10 protein-coding genes are annotated in these 18,115 nt (G+C 44.2%); 6 read left to right on the top strand and 4 right to left on the bottom strand.

Annotated elements, in window-relative coordinates:
• Positions 1–2 precede the first annotated feature (2 nt).
• Positions 3–533 carry an RNA 2',3'-cyclic phosphodiesterase gene (gene thpR / locus FX988_RS10375; protein ID WP_160179656.1) on the bottom strand — a complete coding sequence of 177 codons (531 nt, stop codon included), beginning with the start codon at positions 531–533 and terminating at the stop codon, positions 3–5.
• 109 nt (positions 534–642) lie between these two features.
• Here thpR and hrpB point away from each other — a divergent pair, with 109 nt between their 5' ends.
• Together hrpB and mrcB are read left to right on the top strand one after the other, a co-directional pair.
• A complete protein-coding gene (hrpB, locus tag FX988_RS10370) occupies positions 643–3,114 on the top strand; it encodes an ATP-dependent helicase HrpB (protein WP_412761931.1) in 2,472 nt (823 codons plus the stop codon).
• 201 nt (positions 3,115–3,315) lie between these two features.
• Positions 3,316–5,640, top strand: coding sequence for a penicillin-binding protein 1B (gene mrcB / locus FX988_RS10365; protein ID WP_160179652.1), 2,325 nt, complete (start codon positions 3,316–3,318; stop codon positions 5,638–5,640).
• 8 nt (positions 5,641–5,648) lie between these two features.
• Here mrcB and FX988_RS10360 read toward each other — a convergent pair whose 3' ends face one another.
• The gene (locus FX988_RS10360) at positions 5,649–6,530 is read right to left on the bottom strand and encodes a hypothetical protein (protein ID WP_160182154.1); all 882 of its coding nucleotides are present in this window, start codon (positions 6,528–6,530) and stop codon (positions 5,649–5,651) included.
• A 462-nt stretch (positions 6,531–6,992) separates the two neighbouring features.
• On the opposite strand from FX988_RS10360, the gene glnK reads away from it, so the two are divergent.
• Both glnK and FX988_RS10350 read left to right on the top strand, forming a co-directional pair.
• Positions 6,993–7,331: a P-II family nitrogen regulator gene (glnK, locus tag FX988_RS10355; protein ID WP_006992692.1), complete on the top strand. Its 339-nt coding sequence runs from the start codon at positions 6,993–6,995 to the stop codon at positions 7,329–7,331.
• A 20-nt stretch (positions 7,332–7,351) separates the two neighbouring features.
• Complete coding sequence (locus FX988_RS10350) at positions 7,352–8,620, top strand: ammonium transporter (protein ID WP_160179651.1); 1,269 nt, start codon at positions 7,352–7,354, stop codon at positions 8,618–8,620.
• 130 nt (positions 8,621–8,750) lie between these two features.
• On the opposite strand, the gene FX988_RS10345 is transcribed toward FX988_RS10350, so the two are convergent.
• Entirely contained in the window at positions 8,751–9,542 is a 792-nt protein-coding gene (locus FX988_RS10345; RefSeq protein WP_160179649.1) for a response regulator transcription factor, read from the bottom strand.
• A 56-nt stretch (positions 9,543–9,598) separates the two neighbouring features.
• Positions 9,599–12,760, bottom strand: coding sequence for an ATP-binding protein (locus tag FX988_RS10340; RefSeq protein WP_160179647.1), 3,162 nt, complete (start codon positions 12,758–12,760; stop codon positions 9,599–9,601).
• A 328-nt stretch (positions 12,761–13,088) separates the two neighbouring features.
• On the opposite strand from FX988_RS10340, the gene FX988_RS10335 reads away from it, so the two are divergent.
• The gene (locus tag FX988_RS10335; RefSeq protein ID WP_160179645.1) at positions 13,089–16,772 is read left to right on the top strand and encodes a hypothetical protein; all 3,684 of its coding nucleotides are present in this window, start codon (positions 13,089–13,091) and stop codon (positions 16,770–16,772) included.
• 145 nt (positions 16,773–16,917) lie between these two features.
• Positions 16,918–17,994, top strand: coding sequence for a hypothetical protein (locus tag FX988_RS10330; protein WP_254700776.1), 1,077 nt, complete (start codon positions 16,918–16,920; stop codon positions 17,992–17,994).
• The last annotated feature ends 121 nt before the right edge of the window (positions 17,995–18,115 follow it).

Genomic DNA, 18,115 nt, shown 5'->3' with positions numbered 1-18,115 from the left:
CATTAAAATGAAAAACGTGGTGAAAATGGCCAGCTTAATATCGGTCTATACATTACCCCATGGGGGCTAGAAACAGATTCGTATAATGTCAGTTCCGTGTTTTGAAAGGTGAAATTCGGTTCAATTAATGCTGCTGGAGGATTTTCATGACATTTTCGGGCAAGGGTTAAATGAGAGATATAATCCCGTTTTTGCATTTTAATTCCGCAGGAAGCCGCCGCTTTTTGTAAACAGTCGACTAGTTCCTGCTGCTCTTTTGGTAGCTCTTTATTGCCCAGCCACAACGCTTTGGGTTTTGACCAATAACCTACATAGTCCAAGGTGATGGAAAAGCACTGCATGTTCAAATGGCTATCCACGTATTGGCTTAACGCGTCCAACTGGTTCTCGGTTATTTCTCCTAAAAAAGCTAAGGTTATGTGTAAGTTACTCGCTTTGACAGGGTTACTAAAATGCGGAAACGCCTTTTCTCGCCAAGCGTCTATCGCAAGTTTGCTTGATGGTGGTGGGGTGAGTGCAAAAAAAGCGCGCATGAAGAACTCCTGAAATATCTGAAAAATACATCATCAGAGGATACACTAATCAAAGGCCTTGTTATGGGGTCGTTGTTGATAACTTGTATGAGATAAAGCCTTGCCTTCTGTGAAAACGTCATTACCCGTCGAAGAAATTCTACCTTCATTGAACAATAACCTAGATAACCGAGATGTCATTCTAGTCGCGCCTCCAGGAGCCGGTAAATCAACTCGAGTGCCTTTGGCGTTATTGCGCCATAGTGTTTTTATGAAGCAAAAAATCATTATGTTACAACCTAGACGAATTGCTGCCCGCAATATTGCGCATTTTCTAGCGCGGCAATTAGGGGAGGAGGTAGGTCAAACCGTGGGTTACCGAATACGTGGCGAGAGCAAGGTGGGTAAAGATACTCGTTTAGAAATTGTCACAGAAGGTATTTTAACTAGAATGCTGCAAAATGACCCTGAATTATCAGAGATTGGTTTGGTTATTTTTGACGAGTTTCATGAACGTAGCATGCATGCTGATTTTTCACTAGCGCTGTGCTTAGAAGTCAAAGAAGCCCTGCGGGATGATTTGCGCCTATTGGTAATGTCAGCGACGCTTGATGTCTCAAGTATCAGGCAGCTTTTGCCTCGTGCCGAGTCCATCGCTTGTAGCGGCAGAAGTTATCCTATTGAAACCATCTATCGGCCTGATTCCAGCAAAGGCTCAATCGTTGATAAAACTGCGCGCCTCACATTATTTGCTGCATCTGAACATCAGGGAGACATTTTGGTGTTTCTGCCCGGCCAAGGCGAAATTCGGCGTTGTGAAAGAGTACTCGCCCAGTCGCTGACGAAAGACACCCAAATACATTGTTTGTTTTCACAACAAGCAATGTCGGCGCAAGAAGCAGCCTTAACACCAGATCCTCATGGACGCCGCAAAGTTATACTGGCGACTAATATTGCAGAGACCAGTTTAACCATAGAGGGCGTTAGTGTGGTGGTTGACAGTGGCATGCAGAAGCAAGCTATTTTCCAGTTAACTAAGGGGTTAACCCAGTTACATAACCGGATGATTTCTAAGGCGTCGGCAACCCAACGAGCGGGCCGTGCTGGGCGCTTGGGGCCGGGTGTTTGCTACCGTTTATGGAGTGAAGAACAGCATCAACGCTTAGTGGAGCATGACAAAGCAGAAATACTGACCAAGGATTTATCGTCCTTTTTGCTCGAAGCCTGTATGTGGGGGGCAAAGATCACTGACTTTGCCCTTATTGATATGCCCAGCGAAGCGCAGATTACCCAAGCACATAGTGTATTGATGGATCTGCAAATAGTTGATGAACATTTGAATGTGAGTCAGCATGGTAAGGCTGTGCACACGCTTGGTAGCCAGGTACATATAGGTACGATGTTGCTTAAGAGCCGTCAATTGAGTCCTGCTCATCAAAGCTTAGCTTGCGCTTTAGCGGTCCTACTAGAAGATAAAGACCCTATGGGGAATCAAGCGGGTAGTTTGTGTTACGAACGCCTATCGCTGTTACAGCAACAGAAAAATCACCCACTTTGGCACGGGATACGCCAGTGGCATAAAAAACTTGAATGTAAGTTAACGCCATGGCCATTAAAAGACACGGCTGTGTTAATGGGCTACGCCTTTCCACATTGGATTGGCAAGGCAAGTGGTGCGACACGCTTCACTCTGGTCAATGGCACTGGTGCTCAGCTTTTGGAGCATGACCCGTTAATCGGACAGGATTGGCTCGCTGTCGGTAACATGTTACTGACCGATAGTAGTCTAGCAAATGCTCGAATTACCCTTGCTGAACCCTTGAGTCGTCAGCAAATAGACCAGTATTTCAGTCACCTCATCGTTGTTGAAACTCGGTGTGAATGGGATACCTCTCGGGCGGCTATTTCAAGTCACACTGTGCAGCGTTTGGGGGGCATTGTGATGCAAAAGACACCCAGCGCCAAGCCAAGTAGTGAGCAAATCATCGTGCTTTGGCACAAGCAAATTGATGCGCGCGGTATAATGGGACTGCCGTTTAACGAGGCGGCACTACAACTTATCTATCGTTTGCGTTTAGCTAAACAACACCTACCAGGTGGGCAATGGCCAGATGTAAGTGAAGCTGGCTTGCTAAATAGTGTAGAGCAGTGGTTAATGCCGTATCTGCACGATGTATTGAGTTGGCAACAACTGACTAAAGTTGATTTTTATTCTTTGCTGCTTAATCAGTTAAATTATATCGATCAGCAGGCGTTAAATCAGCTGTTGCCCACTAGTTTAACGGTCCCAAGTAACAGCCGTATCCGCTTACATTACGACGATGCAGGTGGAGTGTCTTTATCCGTCAGAATGCAAGAGGTATATGGCTTAAAGGAGACACCTAGGGTTGCTAGAGGAAATGTAAAAGTACAGATGGTTTTACTCTCACCAGCGGGACGACCGCTACAGAAAACACAAGATTTAGCTGGGTTTTGGCAAGGTAGCTACAAAGAAGTGCAAAAAGAAATGAAAGGTCGTTATCAAAAGCATTTCTGGCCAGATGATCCTGCATCAGCCCCGGCTACGACAAAAACAAACAAGCGACGCTTAGGGTCAAACTGAGCGCACATTGTGGTAAAATCAAGCCGTGATTGAGGGAGTAGTGAATGGCACTATAGCGGTAAATTTGTTGGCGCTGTAGTGGTTTTGTCATGTAAAAATAGACCCGCAGTGCGGTTATTTATATGAGTCCTACCTGTATTCACAGGTAGGATATGTCACAATAGGGCAAAGAAATCTCTCCATTGACACAGTATTCAATAAATGCCGAAAAAGCCCCAAAAAAAACCGTCTTCGTTGCCGAGTAAATTAAATCCATTTCGTTGGCTAATGCGTCATTGGTGGCGTCTACTCATTATTCTTGCGGCCGTTATTGCCGCCTACGGAGTGTATTTAGATGCGCAAATTGTAAAGCAATTTAGTGGTAATAAATGGCAAGTACCCGCGCAAATTTTTGCTCGGCCAATGCATTTAGAGCTCAAGCAAGAAATCACCATAAAGGAAATCGTCGAAGAGCTAGAATTGTTGGGGTATCGCAAAGTACGCCACGCTGACGATACAGGGGAATATCAACTAAAAGCAACAGGGGTACGTATTCAGCGTAGAGCGTTTCATTTCCCTCACGGGCAAGAGTCTGAAATTTCGGTAGACATCACTTTGGCCAATGGCCGCATCAGTAGCTTACGAAACCTAAAAAGTAACCAAGCACTTGATGAAATATACCTTGAACCTTGGCTGGTTACCCGCTTGATGAGCAGCGGACGAGAAGACCGCATGTTGGTTAATTTAGAGGGGGTACCACCGTCTTTGATCAAGGCCTTAGTATTGGTTGAAGACAAGGACTTTTACCAGCATTACGGTATTGCGCCTTTGTCGATTTTGCGCGCGCTTATTGCCAATGTATCTGCTGGTCGTGCTGTTCAGGGGGGGAGTACCTTGACGCAACAATTGGTCAAAAACCTGTTTTTAACCAATGAAAAGTCACTCGTACGCAAGGCGAAGGAAGCACTCATGGCGCTGATCATCGACGCGCGTTACAGCAAAAATGAAATTATTGAAGCCTACTTGAATGAGGTGTTTCTCGGGCAGAATGGAAATACAGGGGTACATGGGTTTGGCCTAGCCAGCTTATTTTACTTTGACCGGCCAATCGCTGAACTGAACGTATCTGAGATTGCCACTCTAGTGGGGATCATCAAAGGTCCATCTTATTATAACCCTCGACGTTATCCTGAGCGTGTCACCGAGCGCAGAAATCTGGTACTGCGTATTCTTTTTGAAAACAACGAACTTCAGCGAAATGAATACGAGTACGCAGTTAACCAGCCTTTGAATTTAGCATCAGGGGCAAGCTTAAAGTCAGGTAAGCATCCTGCGTTTATGAATCTAGTGCGCAGAGAGCTTAAAACAGTGTTGACTGATCCAGACATGCGTGAGTCGGGCTTGAAAGTGTTTACCACCTTAGATTCAGTCGCGCAGCGTAAAGCGGAAGAAGCGGTGACTGCGGGCGTCAAAGCACAGCAAAATCGCATGAAATTAACCCAGTTACAATCCGCTATGGTCGTCACTGATATTAAAAGTGGTGAAGTGCGCTCTATTGTTGGTGACGCGAATCCTCAGTATCAAGGTTTTAATCGTGCTTTAGACGCTAAGCGTGCCATTGGCTCATTAATTAAGCCGACGATTTATTTAACGGCATTGGAACGCGCAGCTGAATATAACTTAGCGACGCCCCTTACAGACGAGCCGATTAAGCTAAAAAGCACCTATGGTAAAATGTGGGAGCCAAAGAATGCGGACAAAAAATTCCGTGGCCAAGTGACCTTGGTTGACGCCCTCACTCAATCACTGAATGTGCCGACAGTAAATTTGGGCATGGAAGTGGGCTTAGATGATATTGCCTCGACGATCAGGCGCTTGGGCGTGAACGAACCTATTGATATTTACCCTGCTATGACATTAGGCGCGGTAAATTTTTCGCCAATGCAAGTCAACCAAATGTATCAAACAATCGCCAATAACGGACGCTATATACCCTTACATGCGGTTACTGCCGTACTTTCTCCTAGAGATAAGCCACTATGGAAGTTTAGTACCAGAGGCGAGCAAAGAGCGGACTTAAAAGCGACTTACTTATTAAATTATGCACTTCATAAAGTGACGCGCGAGGGAACAGCCAAGCAAATAAGAAAGACGTTTGGCGACATCAATATGGCGGGTAAAACTGGCACCACTGATGACTATCGTGACAGCTGGTTCAGCGGCTTTGACAATAACATCTTAGTGACAACTTGGATGGGTAAAGACAACAACGAACCGATTAATTTAAGTGGTGCAACGGGAGCCATGCAGTTATTCATTGGCTATCAAAAGCTGCAGCAGCCTAAGTCACTTGTTAGGCGTTACCCAAAAGGTCTGGGAATAGCGCATTTCGATGAAGCAAGTGGAGCGCTTAGCCGCCCTGGATGTGCTAACACTATTAGTGTGCCGGCCATTTTAGATGCGCTGCCCCCCGTACCGAAAACATGTAATGGAGAAGTACGCGGACCGCTCAAGAAGTCACTATGGGAACGTTTATTTGGTAATTAATGAGTGAACTACTTGTCTTTTTTATCTTTCATTGCTGGGAGGTGGGCTGATTTATTTAGTCTGTCTTGAATGAAAGATTCCGCACCATTGGTGGTGGTACATTTAATGTTTCCACCCATCAACCCTGCCAATACAGCCACGCCCTTGTTTGTGTAACTGGAGCAATCTGCCAACACCTCATTTTCTTTTTCAAGCTTTTCATCTTCAGTTAACTGACTGAGTTCAGGCTTGTCTAACAAGCTAGGAGAGCTTTGCTCACGTCGATAGCGTGCCGCTTCTTCTGCTGCTAACTCAGCGATCGATTGCTGCGTAGTGTTGTGTAGCTGGCCTTTTACCTTATCTGCAACGGTTTGCTCTTGTCCTTCTGCGAGCGTGGGTTTCTTGCTGCTTTCAGGCGGCGCTAGAGGGTCTTGCTGCATGAAATTTGCTTTACTTTCTGTTTTTGGCTGCGCTACTTCGGTCTTTGAGGGGGATGGAACTGTTTCGACAACGGCTTCTGGCTCCGGTTCAGAAGAGACAACTGGATCAGGTGTTTGCACAACGGCTGGTGGCGCTTCGAGTTGTGCTGTGGCTTTGGGCTCTGAAACAGGGCTGTTCGTGGGCTCAGGGCTATCTGTGGGCTCAGGGCTATTAAGAGGCTCAGGGCTGTCAACGGGGGGGGATTCAGCTTCTGTGGGCGCCTCAATAGGCGGAAAGATCAACCGTGCGGTAATGGGTTTTTGCTTCGGTCCGCGGTCTTTCGACGTGTCGAAGTCGGGGATTTCATGTGGCGTTTGGGCGACAAGAAAGAGAATGCCTACATGCAACAGCACAGACGCTAAAATTATCCATAATGTACCCGCTTTCGGTTTGGGTCTTGGTGGCAGGCTAGGGCTGAAATCCACTTTCATTGGGTAGTGTTCTGTTATAAGCACGCGATCCTTAATGGGCATAAGGCAGTAAAACAGAATAGAGTAACAGATGAACCGATAAGTTCAGCGCTTTGAATGTAAAGGTAGTGTAAAGATGATGCGCGCCGCAGTATGATCCATACTTGGGCTTAATGTTTTTTGCTTCCCGTTGTTTTTCTCGACTTCTCGCTAGCGCATCTGAATATAAATCTTGCTTTAACTACATCCATTTGATGGCAAATAATCACTGAAACGTGATGATACAAAATATACTCTCTACCTTATGCGCCAATTAGGTGCAATTGCCCAAAATTGAACCAAATCTGTGCGCAGTATATCAATTTAAGTCGGTTTTTTTATTGTAACTATATGATTTTTATTAAATAAAATTTATGGCATAGCTCTTGTTCTATTCAATGCAAACAAAGCGTGAATATCATAATAATTATCGGGAGCAGCAATATGAAACTAGTCACAGCGATCATCAAGCCATTCAAGCTAGATGATGTGCGCGAAGCCATTTCTGAAATAGGGATCGACGGTCTAACCGTTACCGAAGTCAAAGGCTTTGGGCGTCAAAAAGGTCATACTGAGTTATATCGTGGCGCAGAATATCAAGTGGATTTCCTGCCTAAAGTGAAACTAGAGGTCGCGGTTCAAGACGATCAAGTTGAACGCCTAGTAGAAGCCATCGTTGGCGCGGCCAAAACAGGCAAAATCGGTGACGGTAAAGTCTTTGTTTATGACTTAGAGCACGCAGTTAGAATTCGTACGGGTGAGACCGACGGCGAAGCTATTTAGAGATACAGAGGATAATAATAATGGAACAAGCATTTCACCTACAATACGCTATGGATACGTTTTATTTCCTAGTGTGTGGCGCACTCGTTATGTGGATGGCAGCCGGCTTCTCAATGTTAGAAGCAGGCTTAGTTCGCTCAAAAAATACCACTGAAATACTCACGAAAAACATCGCTTTGTTTGCGATTTCTTGCCTTATGTACCTAGTGTGCGGTTACGCCATTATGTACGGTGGCGACTATTTCTTAACTGGCATCGAAAGCGTTGATGTAACAGAAACGCTAGGCGAATTCGCTGGTCGAGAAGATGGTTTTGAAGGCGGCTCTATATACTCAGGCGCATCAGATTTCTTCTTCCAAGTCGTATTTGTTGCAACTGCGATGTCAATTGTATCTGGCGCAGTGGCTGAGCGTATGAAGCTGTGGGCATTTCTTGCTTTTGCTGTTGTGATGACAGCTTTTATCTATCCTATGGAAGGCGGTTGGACATGGGGCGGTAACTCTGTTTTCGGAATGTACAGCTTAGGCGATGATTTCGGATTCTCTGATTTTGCTGGTTCAGGTATCGTACATATGGCTGGTGCCGCTGCAGCACTTGCAGGAGTATTGCTACTTGGTGCTCGTAAAGGTAAATACACCGCTGATGGTAAAGTGAACGCTATTCCAGGTGCTAACTTACCAATGGCGACATTAGGTACGTTCATTTTATGGATGGGCTGGTTTGGTTTTAACGGCGGTTCAGTATTGAAGTTAGGCGATATTGCTAACGCTAACTCAGTTGCCATGGTGTTCTTGAACACCAACGCTGCCGCTGCTGGTGGTGCCGTGGCTGCTTTATTACTTGCTAAAGTTTTGTTCAAAAAAGCAGACTTAACCATGGTACTTAACGGTGCGTTAGCAGGTTTGGTAGCGATTACCGCTGAACCTTCAACACCATCTGCTCTAGGTGCGACCATTATCGGCGCAATCGGTGGCGTGATTGTAGTGTTCTCAATCATTAGCCTAGATAAACTGAAAATTGATGATCCAGTGGGCGCTATCTCGGTTCACGGTGTAGTTGGTTTCTTCGGTGTAATGGTTGTACCTGCAACAAACGACGGCGCAACGTACCTAGGTCAATTTGTTGGTGCACTTACCATCTTTGTATGGGTGTTCTTTGCTAGCTTGATAGTGTGGGCAATCCTGAAAGCGGTAATGGGTATCAGAGTCTCTGAAGAAGAAGAATTTGAGGGTGTTGATATTAGTGAATGTGGTTTAGAAGCTTATCCAGACTTCACGACCGGTCGTTAATCACGCGTTCAGATAAACAAAACACACATAGTGGGCAAACAATAATAATAATAATAATACCCACTGCGCATTCTTTCTAGAGTGTGAAGTAAAAATCAAAGCCTCGCTTATCAAGCGAGGCTTTTTCGTTTTATTTGCTTAGAGTTTTAAGAAATTTTAAAGGGGGCGCGGTATATTTCGCTTTAAACGCATTACTAAAATTGGCAGAGTTAGAGTATCCCAGCGCGTCTGATACATCTTGTGTTGAAGGTAATTGGCGTAATAGTTTAGATGCTAAATAGAGTCGATAACTGATAATGTATTCTTGGCTAGATAACTGAAAATATTTGTTAAGTAGCGGATGCAGTTTACTTTTCGGTTGAGTCATCAAAGCGTATATGTCTTTTAGCTTGTCACCAGATTTAATACGCTTTTGCGCCGCTTGATGAAAATCCAGTAAAACCGCTAATTCTTTATCATCCATGGCCAGCGCACTCAGATGAGCTTGTTCGCTCTGTGTCATGCTGGGTGTAGCTGAAAGAAGTGTTTTGATTTGCTCTTCTAGGATATCGCTATAGCGTTCTGCTTTCTCTAAGAAAACAGTAGCCCCGTGCTGCAGCGCTTTTTTATGGGTGTCATTTTGCGCTGAACCGGTTAAAAATAAGATGAATACGGTTTTAGAGTGTTTTCTTCGCACAGCCCGCATGAAGTTCAAGCCATTCATCGGCTGCATTAACCAATCTACGATAATTAGAGATGGATTGACCAACGAGATATTATCAAGGGCAACGAGTGCATCATGAAAAACAAAAGGTTCTACCTTAAGGTCCAAGCATAATTCTTCAAGGTAGTCGGTCATTGAACTGTCGTCGTCAATGATCATCACTTTTCGGGTGTTTTCCGTTAACTTGTCTAATTCTGTGAAATAATGATCAATTAACATCGTTACAAACAGTGTTGAAAAATGGTTGTGAAACGTTCAACGATAACCTACTTAGATCACGTCTCGCTAAGGGGGATTTTAATCCAAACATTCGTGCCTTTGTTGTTGTTTTTAGTAACAAAATCAATGCTGCCACTAAGAATATCGAGCAAAGACTTTACATTGGTTAAGCCTACACCGGATCCCCTACTTTTGTATGAATTACTATTAGAGCGATAATGTAACTGAAAAATTTTCTCTAAATCTTGCTCATCAAATCCGCATCCTTTATCTCGAATATTGACCTGCAACTGTGCGCCTTGTAGTTCAGCAAATACATTTACTACACCACCTTGTTCTGAAAACTTGATGGCATTGCTGAGCAGGTTTTCTAGGATCAGAAACAAGGCTTTTTCTGGGGCGAGTAGGCTCAATTCGTTGTGAATGGACGAGGCGATTTCCACCTCGATCGAAACACCAGTGTCATGGGCGATAGGTTGCAATAATTCAATGGTTTTACGTATTGTTGGGCGTATTGCTTGCAGAGTAAATATCGGCGTTTGGTAGCCTTGTTTACTTAATTGTAAAAGTTCATCAATCAACTCAGAGGTGTCGTTGAGGGCGCTTTGCAACTTATGGTTCTTACGTTTAAGGCTATCGATGTCGCCATGAGTGAGTATTTCGCTCTGCTGCAAACGTTTGTCTATTTGTTTAGATAAACCAATACTGGCAAATATAGGAGATTTAAAACTGTGTTGGATTTGTAAGTACAAGTTTTCCTTGAAGGTTAGGTGTTGTTTGATTTGGGTGTGTTGTTCAGAAATCATACGATTTTTATTTACCAGCATACGTGTATAACGCCGATCGTACAGCCATTTGAGTATGATAAAGATAAGTAGCGAAACTAAGATTAGGTAACCGAAATAGGCGATGGGGGAAAGTAAAGGATGCCCTTTTTTTTCCACGCTAAGCACGTCATCGTTCTTGGTTGATAAAGGGATAGTGAATTGACCATTTTCCAGCCGACTCAAGCTTAAATTCGGCGTGCGATAATCTATATTTTTAGCCTCAGGCGAAACTAAGCCAAAGTAGGGATTGCTAAAAGTGAGAGTGAAATCTTGCACGGTCCAATCGAGAGTTAATTGCTGGGTCAAAAACATAGGCACAGAAGTGATTTGCGGGACTTTTTGCCACAGGTCGTAGGTGTCTTCAGCGTAATCAATGCTCGAAATAACCCGTGAATAAGACGGTGCCTCATTGGTGATAAAGGTCTTTGGGTCAAACACTACAAAACCATTAATTGTTCCCAACACTAATCGCTGTTGACTATCCAGTAAGGCTGCATTGAGATTATGTTCGTTACTTGATAAACCATGCTCTTCTTTAAAGACTAAAGCCACGCCTGATTGAACAGAATACTTATACACACCATTGTTCGAGGTCACCCAAAGCGTGTCATCTTGTAAATCAGGCGCTGGTTTTGGCATCACAATAGAATAAGCGTTACCCTGAGTGATCCCTAGATACTCAAAGCTGCTGAGCTTTTTATCGAAAATATATACCCCACCATCGGTGGCAACAAAATACTTCTCGTCACGCCAAGGAGTAATATCGAACACCCAATCGGTCTTTAATTCAGAGTTATGCTCATCGAAATGGCGAAACTGATGATTGCTTAAATCAAAAATACTTAAACCAGCACCTGTGCCAATTAGCACTTCTGTGTCCTTTATCGTCAATGTATAAATATCTTTTCTGCCAATGGCATGTTCGCTTGCCCAAACTTGCCATGTCCGATTGTTGGTATCAAAAGAAACTAAACCTACTGTTGAGCCAATCCACAACGTATCGTTTTTAAAGGCCAATTTGTAGTTATATGAAGCGCCAATAGGAGAGTTCGTTTCGTCAAAATGTTGAATAACTTCATGGGTGCGTGCATGTATTTGATACAGGTTATTGCGCGCTGCAACCCATAAAAAGTCACCGATTTGCAAGGTGTCATAAATAACATTTTTGGCTAACGCGGGAATCGGTAGAGCGCGACTCTCATCGAACAAATACAACCCAGCTAACGTGCCTACCCAAAACTCGCCAGGCTGATGCTCAGTAAAAGAGAGGATATAGTTATTGTAAGTTTGACTGTCTGTAGCTCGGTAAATGGCTACTTGCTTACGTTGTAAATTGGTGACCGATAAACCGCGGTTTGTTCCTACCCAGATACGTCCAGCTTCATCAAGGACTATTTTGCGTACCGTGTTGCTAAGCAGTGAATGATTGCTTAAGTTGTTGTTGTAGATGTTAGTCCAGCCACGTTGTAAAGGCTGTTTCGCATCAAGTGAGCGAAAGTTTAACCCAAGACGCGTGCCTACCCACAGAGTATTGTTTATATCTAACGCCAGTGTAAGTACTCGGTTAGCTGATAGGGTGCCCGGTATATCTGAATCTGCATATATGTGCTGGTGCTCACCTGAAGCGCTTATCAAATGTAGACCGTTATCGGTTGCTAACCAAAGCCCATCTTCTGTATCGAGTAACATATCTTGAATATGGTTATTTTGAGTGGATTGATGACTCAATAGCTGACGGCTAAATTGTTGGTCTTCTAGGCTGTATGTAAACAGTTCGTTATTGCCACTAAACCATACCTTTTCGCGCTCTGTGTCATAAAGAATTTTACGTACGAAGAAGTGACACTCCTCAGTTTGCTTAGCTTTGTCGCAATAGTTGATGGGGAGAGAGTGGGGCGAGCTTTCACCACCATAAAATGCTTCAATATGAAGTGCGTTGTTCAGTATATAAATACCGCGATCCGTCCCCAACCAAAATGTATCCCTTACTTGAGTAATGGAGTACACGCCAGCGCCGGTTAGCTCCACATATTGCTTGTTGCCTGTTAATTGGTCAATGACGACCAAACCATCAAGCGTGGCAACAAAAAGGTGCTCATCGAAAGCCTTAATGTCGCGAATGTAACGATACTTAGGCAAGGAACTAGGGCTGAGATCAACTAAGGTAACCCTATTACCATCAAAACGATGGAGTCCGTCTTGAGTGCCAATCCAAGTAAAGCCATATTGGTCATTCGCTAGACTATAAACAGATGCTTGGTTTAGTCCTTGTTCTAGTGAAATGTTATCGAAGTAAAAATCTCGCTTTACCGCTTGTTGCTCTGTTTGTGGTACGGATAACGCTGAAAAACTGCATAAAATTAGGCTGATAAAAAGAGTAAAAAACTGCACAAAACGTCCGTGTGTCAAAGGCTTACAAAAACTAAGTATGCAAAATTTCAGCAGTCTAGGAAACTATTAAAGTTCACTCATTTATTGTGCTAATTCATACTTTTACCTGATCTAAATCGCCGCAGCCCTTTGTTTATAAGCCTATTAGTGACTTTTTAGCGACACTAAAAGCGATGTAATACTTTCTAACGTTTTAATCTTTGACTTCGATTCAAAGAGAACACCGCTGAGTTTTGTTTTATTCCATTTTGAGAAGCGTTTATGGGATGGACTGGAGCAAAATCAGCGAATGATAATAAAAAATGCTAGAAGTTGATTAAGGATAAGTATGAAAGCACACAAGACGTTAGTTTCCATGTCAGTAGCAGCGTTGCTCAGTGCATGTGGAGGTTCTTCTAACGATAGTATCGATACACCTGTCGTTGTCGCACCTGCCCCAGTGGAAACCACCATTAGTGGTCAAGCGATTAAAGGTCTATTAGCCAATGCGGTTGTGACCGTATTTAAATACGTGGATGGTGAGCCAGTTGCGCTGACTAGCGAAGAGCTTAAAGACAGCGGAATCAAGACAGATGCGCAGGGTGGGTATACCTTTACCGTACTTGATTACACAGGGCCGATTAAAATTGAACTGTCTGTGGACAGCGAAGCCCCCACGACTATGGTGTGCGATGCCCCTTCCGGTTGTGGCAGTGCTGAGTTTGGTGAAACCGTCGATTTAACCGCACTGGATCCAAACTTCACCTTATCTTCTGTAGCGAATGTCACCTCAGGTGAGGAAACACAAATTAACGTTTCTGCGCTGACTCACTTAGCGACCATATTGGTTGAGCAGCAAGAATCTATCAGTGCAGATGTGGTCAGCGAGCAAAACGCTATTATTGCCAATACCTTTGGAATTCAAGGCAGCCTCGCCACTCAAACGCCAACCTCAATTGAAGATAGTGCGCAAGTTGCTGCTGAAGATAACGCCAATGAGTTACGTTATGGGCTGATTAACGCCGGTATCGCTCAAGCCTTATTTGCTGGTGAAAGTAGTGCAGAAAATGTGATGTCTGAAAAGTTTGCGGCACTTGCGAATGATCTGATGGAAGGTAATGGACAACTACTTAATAGCCAAGATGCAGATGACGATTTTGAGTTGGCGATCAGCGATGTCCTATCGGGCGCACAATCTGCGGCCAATACGGTTGCTCAGAACGTTGCCGACAACGCTGAATTAACAGATACGCAAGAGCTATTGACCTCGTTATCGCAATTGGATGTAAAGTTAGCAAACGAACAGCAAAACAATATCTTACTTGCTGGCAATGGTGGCCGAGTAGCTGTTGGCGCTGATACTGTTACCCAAGGCGATGCTGTAGCCAAAGCTAAAGCCATGGTAGATGACGTGCGGGTATTGGCGAATTTGTTTGATTTGCAAAGTGACGAGAATGCAGCAGTCACCACCTTAGGTGAAGAATATCTCACATTACTTGATGATGCCGGGCAAATGATTGAAGCCCAAGCGGATGACTTTGAGCTGCTCAGTCAAGTGGCTCATGCGGTGACGCAACTTAGCATAACGCTAGAAGATGAGAGCGAAACACAAACAGTTTTCGTCATCAGCGAACTCATCGATGCTGAAGGTGTGACTGGCAATATTACCTATGACGAAGCCAACTATTTATTTGCTATAGATGCATCTTCTGCGGACGGGCAGGTAGTTAGCCTCAATGCGAGCGTTGTACTAGACGAAACAGGCACAAAGGTGACGCTAGCGATTGACGGAGCATTAGACAATACCCAGGCGAGCTTTTCGATAACACAGGGCAGTCAAATAGTACTTGAGCTTGCAGAATCAGCTGAAAGCCTAGATTACTTACAAGGTCGCGATGTAGATGTTATGCCCATCGCAGGGGAGTTAGCCCTTGATGTGACCTTGGCGCAAAAAGCCAGTGATAGCGTAACAGACCCAGTGACATTTAGCGGTCAAGTCTCAGCTAGATTACTGCCGTTAGAAATTGCTCGTCTAAGCGAAGATTACGACCACCAAGTTTACAATGGCAATTTGTATATCCCTCAGTCGGAAGTTGTCGCTTTGCCAGAGATGATCAGTTTAGCTGGCAGCTTCAGTTCACTTAGCGGCAATGAGGTTCGAGCTTCACTTACAGTCGATGTGGCTAATGCTGATGGCTACCAAGCCCCTGAATTTACTTATATTGGCCGTGAAATAGATGACGTGTATGGTATTCAAGTGTCGGAAGACGGCTTGACCTTAAAAACGATTGTACCCGAAGAAACAGGGCATCTGGGTTATACCAGCATAAGTGTATTTGAGCCACTGAGCTTCAGTGAAGGTGCCTATAAACAGACGCTTACTTATGCGGCTGATGTGCCAAGTGAAGACTTTTTCGGTAACGGTTACGAAGCTGTCATAGTCAGTAGTGGTGGCTTTAACGGCAATCCCTCTGAATCCTTTTTTATCACAAAGGCCTACAAGTATGAGGACGGTGGGTTTTACATTACGTCGCAAACGGTAGAGCCAGTGTTTAACGATGACGATAGCGTCGGTGGATTTGAAGTCTATTGGCTACAACTTAGCTCTAACAGCCAAGAAGATATTGAAATCGACCGAGACAACATGTTTAACGAGCAAGGCGAGATAATCGATACTCAAGGCAATGTTGTTTCACGTACGACATATTCTGTCGGCTTCTACTACAGTTTCGAAGAGCTAACGCAAGTGAGTTGGCTATATCCCGATTTGATGTACGAGGCGAATAACGCAGCGGAACTTTTCGTAGTTGCTCGCGAAGATTACCCTAGTCCTTATGAATTTTTCTTGCCGGATTTAGGTAACGCGGCTGTGCTGTGGACAGAAGAAAATATAGCTCAAATCACCCCAGGGGCGGATGTGTCGTTCAGCGGCATACTCTATCAAGCTCGCATTGAAGATGCCTTGAATATTGATGTCAGTGAAGATGCTAATACGGTAACCGCGACATTAGCTGAACAACTTATGACTACCATACATTATGTTGAAGATGATGCCGGAAATCATGAGGTTTCGATATTATCTACGGATGAAAATGGCGAGGTGTTTAAACAGTACATTAGTGTCGAAAAAACAGCTAGAAACCTTGATAAACCATTGCTATTGGTGAATATGCAGGCGACTTTCTATCAACAGGATAGTCAAGCTCAGCGTTTGATTCTAATCCCAGGAGATAGTAACGGTGACGGTATTGCTGATGGATATGCCGTCAATGTTTTTTATGGTGAATATTTTGATAGCGAAGGTAATTTAATTAACTATGGCTCTGGTGAAATAGTCGAAAGTCCAAGCTCTAATTATTATCTTTCTGCCAACGAACAATGGGATAGTTTTTTTGATGAAATTACTATCGGCTATGATCCGCTAACAGTAAGCAATGCGTTAGATGTGTTTTCCGGTTTGATGGAGTACAAGGATGGCGTTTCGTTCTCTGAACTTCAATACAGCTTTGATAGTTATACCGTTGCTGAGCAAGGGATTTATAACATTCGCTTAAATGCCGAAGAGCTTTCGACTTTAGCAGCTGGAGCGAGCACCAGTTTTGATGTTGTTATTGCTGAGCCCGACTCAAAAACTAAGCTAGAAGACGATGAAACCTATTTTGATGTGAATGCGGCCTTGTCTGTAGGTGTGACATTAGGCGACTATGTGTTGGATTTGACATTGCAAGGTCAACGCAGTGCACGAGAAGAAGGGCAGTTCTCATTAGATGTGCAGTACCAAATCCCAGATGAAGATACTCAGCGCTCGTTCACGGTTAACGCCAACACTGAGCAAGAAGACGCTTACGTCGTCAGAAACAACGAAAATGTGACGTTAGTACTGAGTAATGTACAAGCTCAGGCTGATGCCGAAGGCGAAGCAAGTCTTGGTCAAATTATTGTGGGCTCAAACGCAGAAGTTGCTGCTGAGATCGTTGACCGAGACGGGGTTATTATGGTGCTTTATGCTGATGAAACAGTAGAAAGCCTGTAGTTACCGTACTCATTTTCATAACCTTTAAAAGCATGTCACTCACTTGGTGAGTGACATGCTTCTTTCGTAGTTAATTCCTTCGTAATTGATGATGCTAAAACTAAACATATTTAAATGTATTCCAGTGGCATGTGCTGGAATAGCGATGTGCCATGGTGATGTGCTTGCACAAGAGCAATCCTACCGGTTTTCTCCCTCGAATCAGGTCAGCGCGTATTTCACGAGTCAGTCCTACAGTGATATTTTGCCAATCAAGCAATTGGTTGAGGATGAGTGGCGTACTCAGCCTAAGCATGATGCGGACCTAGCGTTTAGCCAAAGTGAGCTGGGCAGCGAAGTGATAATTAATAATTGGAGTATTAACCCCGCGTACCGAGTTGATTATTTTGTTGATACGAATCCTGATACTGCTTACGCCTTTTATGCCGACCGAGCCAGCCTGCCGGCTGATTCGCAGCGAACGTACGACCTTGCGCTCTCACTGCAAGAAAGTCACGCAAAAGGCTTACGCCTAGGTTACCAGTGGCAGAACGAAGATTTCTTCAGTCATATTAAACTGGGTTATTGGGCGATTACTGAAACACGTGATTCCACACTACGCGGTGTGCTTTCCCAAAACAGCGAAAGTGAGTTGCAAGGTAGCGGTCAGTTAACCGAGCACTACACTGACAACAATTTTTTGAAACGCCCCAACGTCAATGGCGAACGCTGGAATAACAGTGGAACCGGCTACACCTTGGATATTACCTTAGCGTGGCAAGTTACATCAAAACTGATGTTACGCCTTGACGCGCAGGACCTATATTCGCGTTTTACTTTGGATGACGCAGGCTTTAGTGATGGCGTAGTTGATACTGACAATCAATACACCAGAGCCAGTGGAATTACAGGTTTCAAGCCTTTGTACAGTGGTATCGAAACCAGTGCTTCTTATGAGTACCGCTTACCTAAGCGAGTAAATGTAGAAGCCGTCTATCAATTTGACGGGATGGCCTTACACTCGCAACTCAACTATATCGGTAATCAATCCTTCTATCTGCTCGGAGTCAGTGCGTCTGTTACTGAAGAAAGTCGGGTAACCTTGCTGGTGGATGTTGAGCGTGCTACCCCGCACATTGTGCTTGATACGAAATGGGTAGATTTAACCCTCGCCTTAGACAAGTTAAAAACACAAAGTGCTTATCAGTTCACCTTGGGCGTTAGACTGAATTATCCGTTTTAGTCCACATGAATCGTGTTTTTCAGCGTCATTTGTAGGTTCGCTCATGGTCAATGAGCGAGCTTTACTGATGAGGAAAAAGGCGACATACCTATATTCAGGCCATTGAATATCGATTCTTGTG

This window comes from Paraglaciecola mesophila (assembly GCF_009906955.1).
Classification (GTDB): Bacteria; Pseudomonadota; Gammaproteobacteria; order Enterobacterales; family Alteromonadaceae; genus Paraglaciecola; species Paraglaciecola mesophila_A.
Note: the sequence above shows the minus strand (reverse complement) of the source record. Positions and strands in the feature narration are given on the sequence as shown.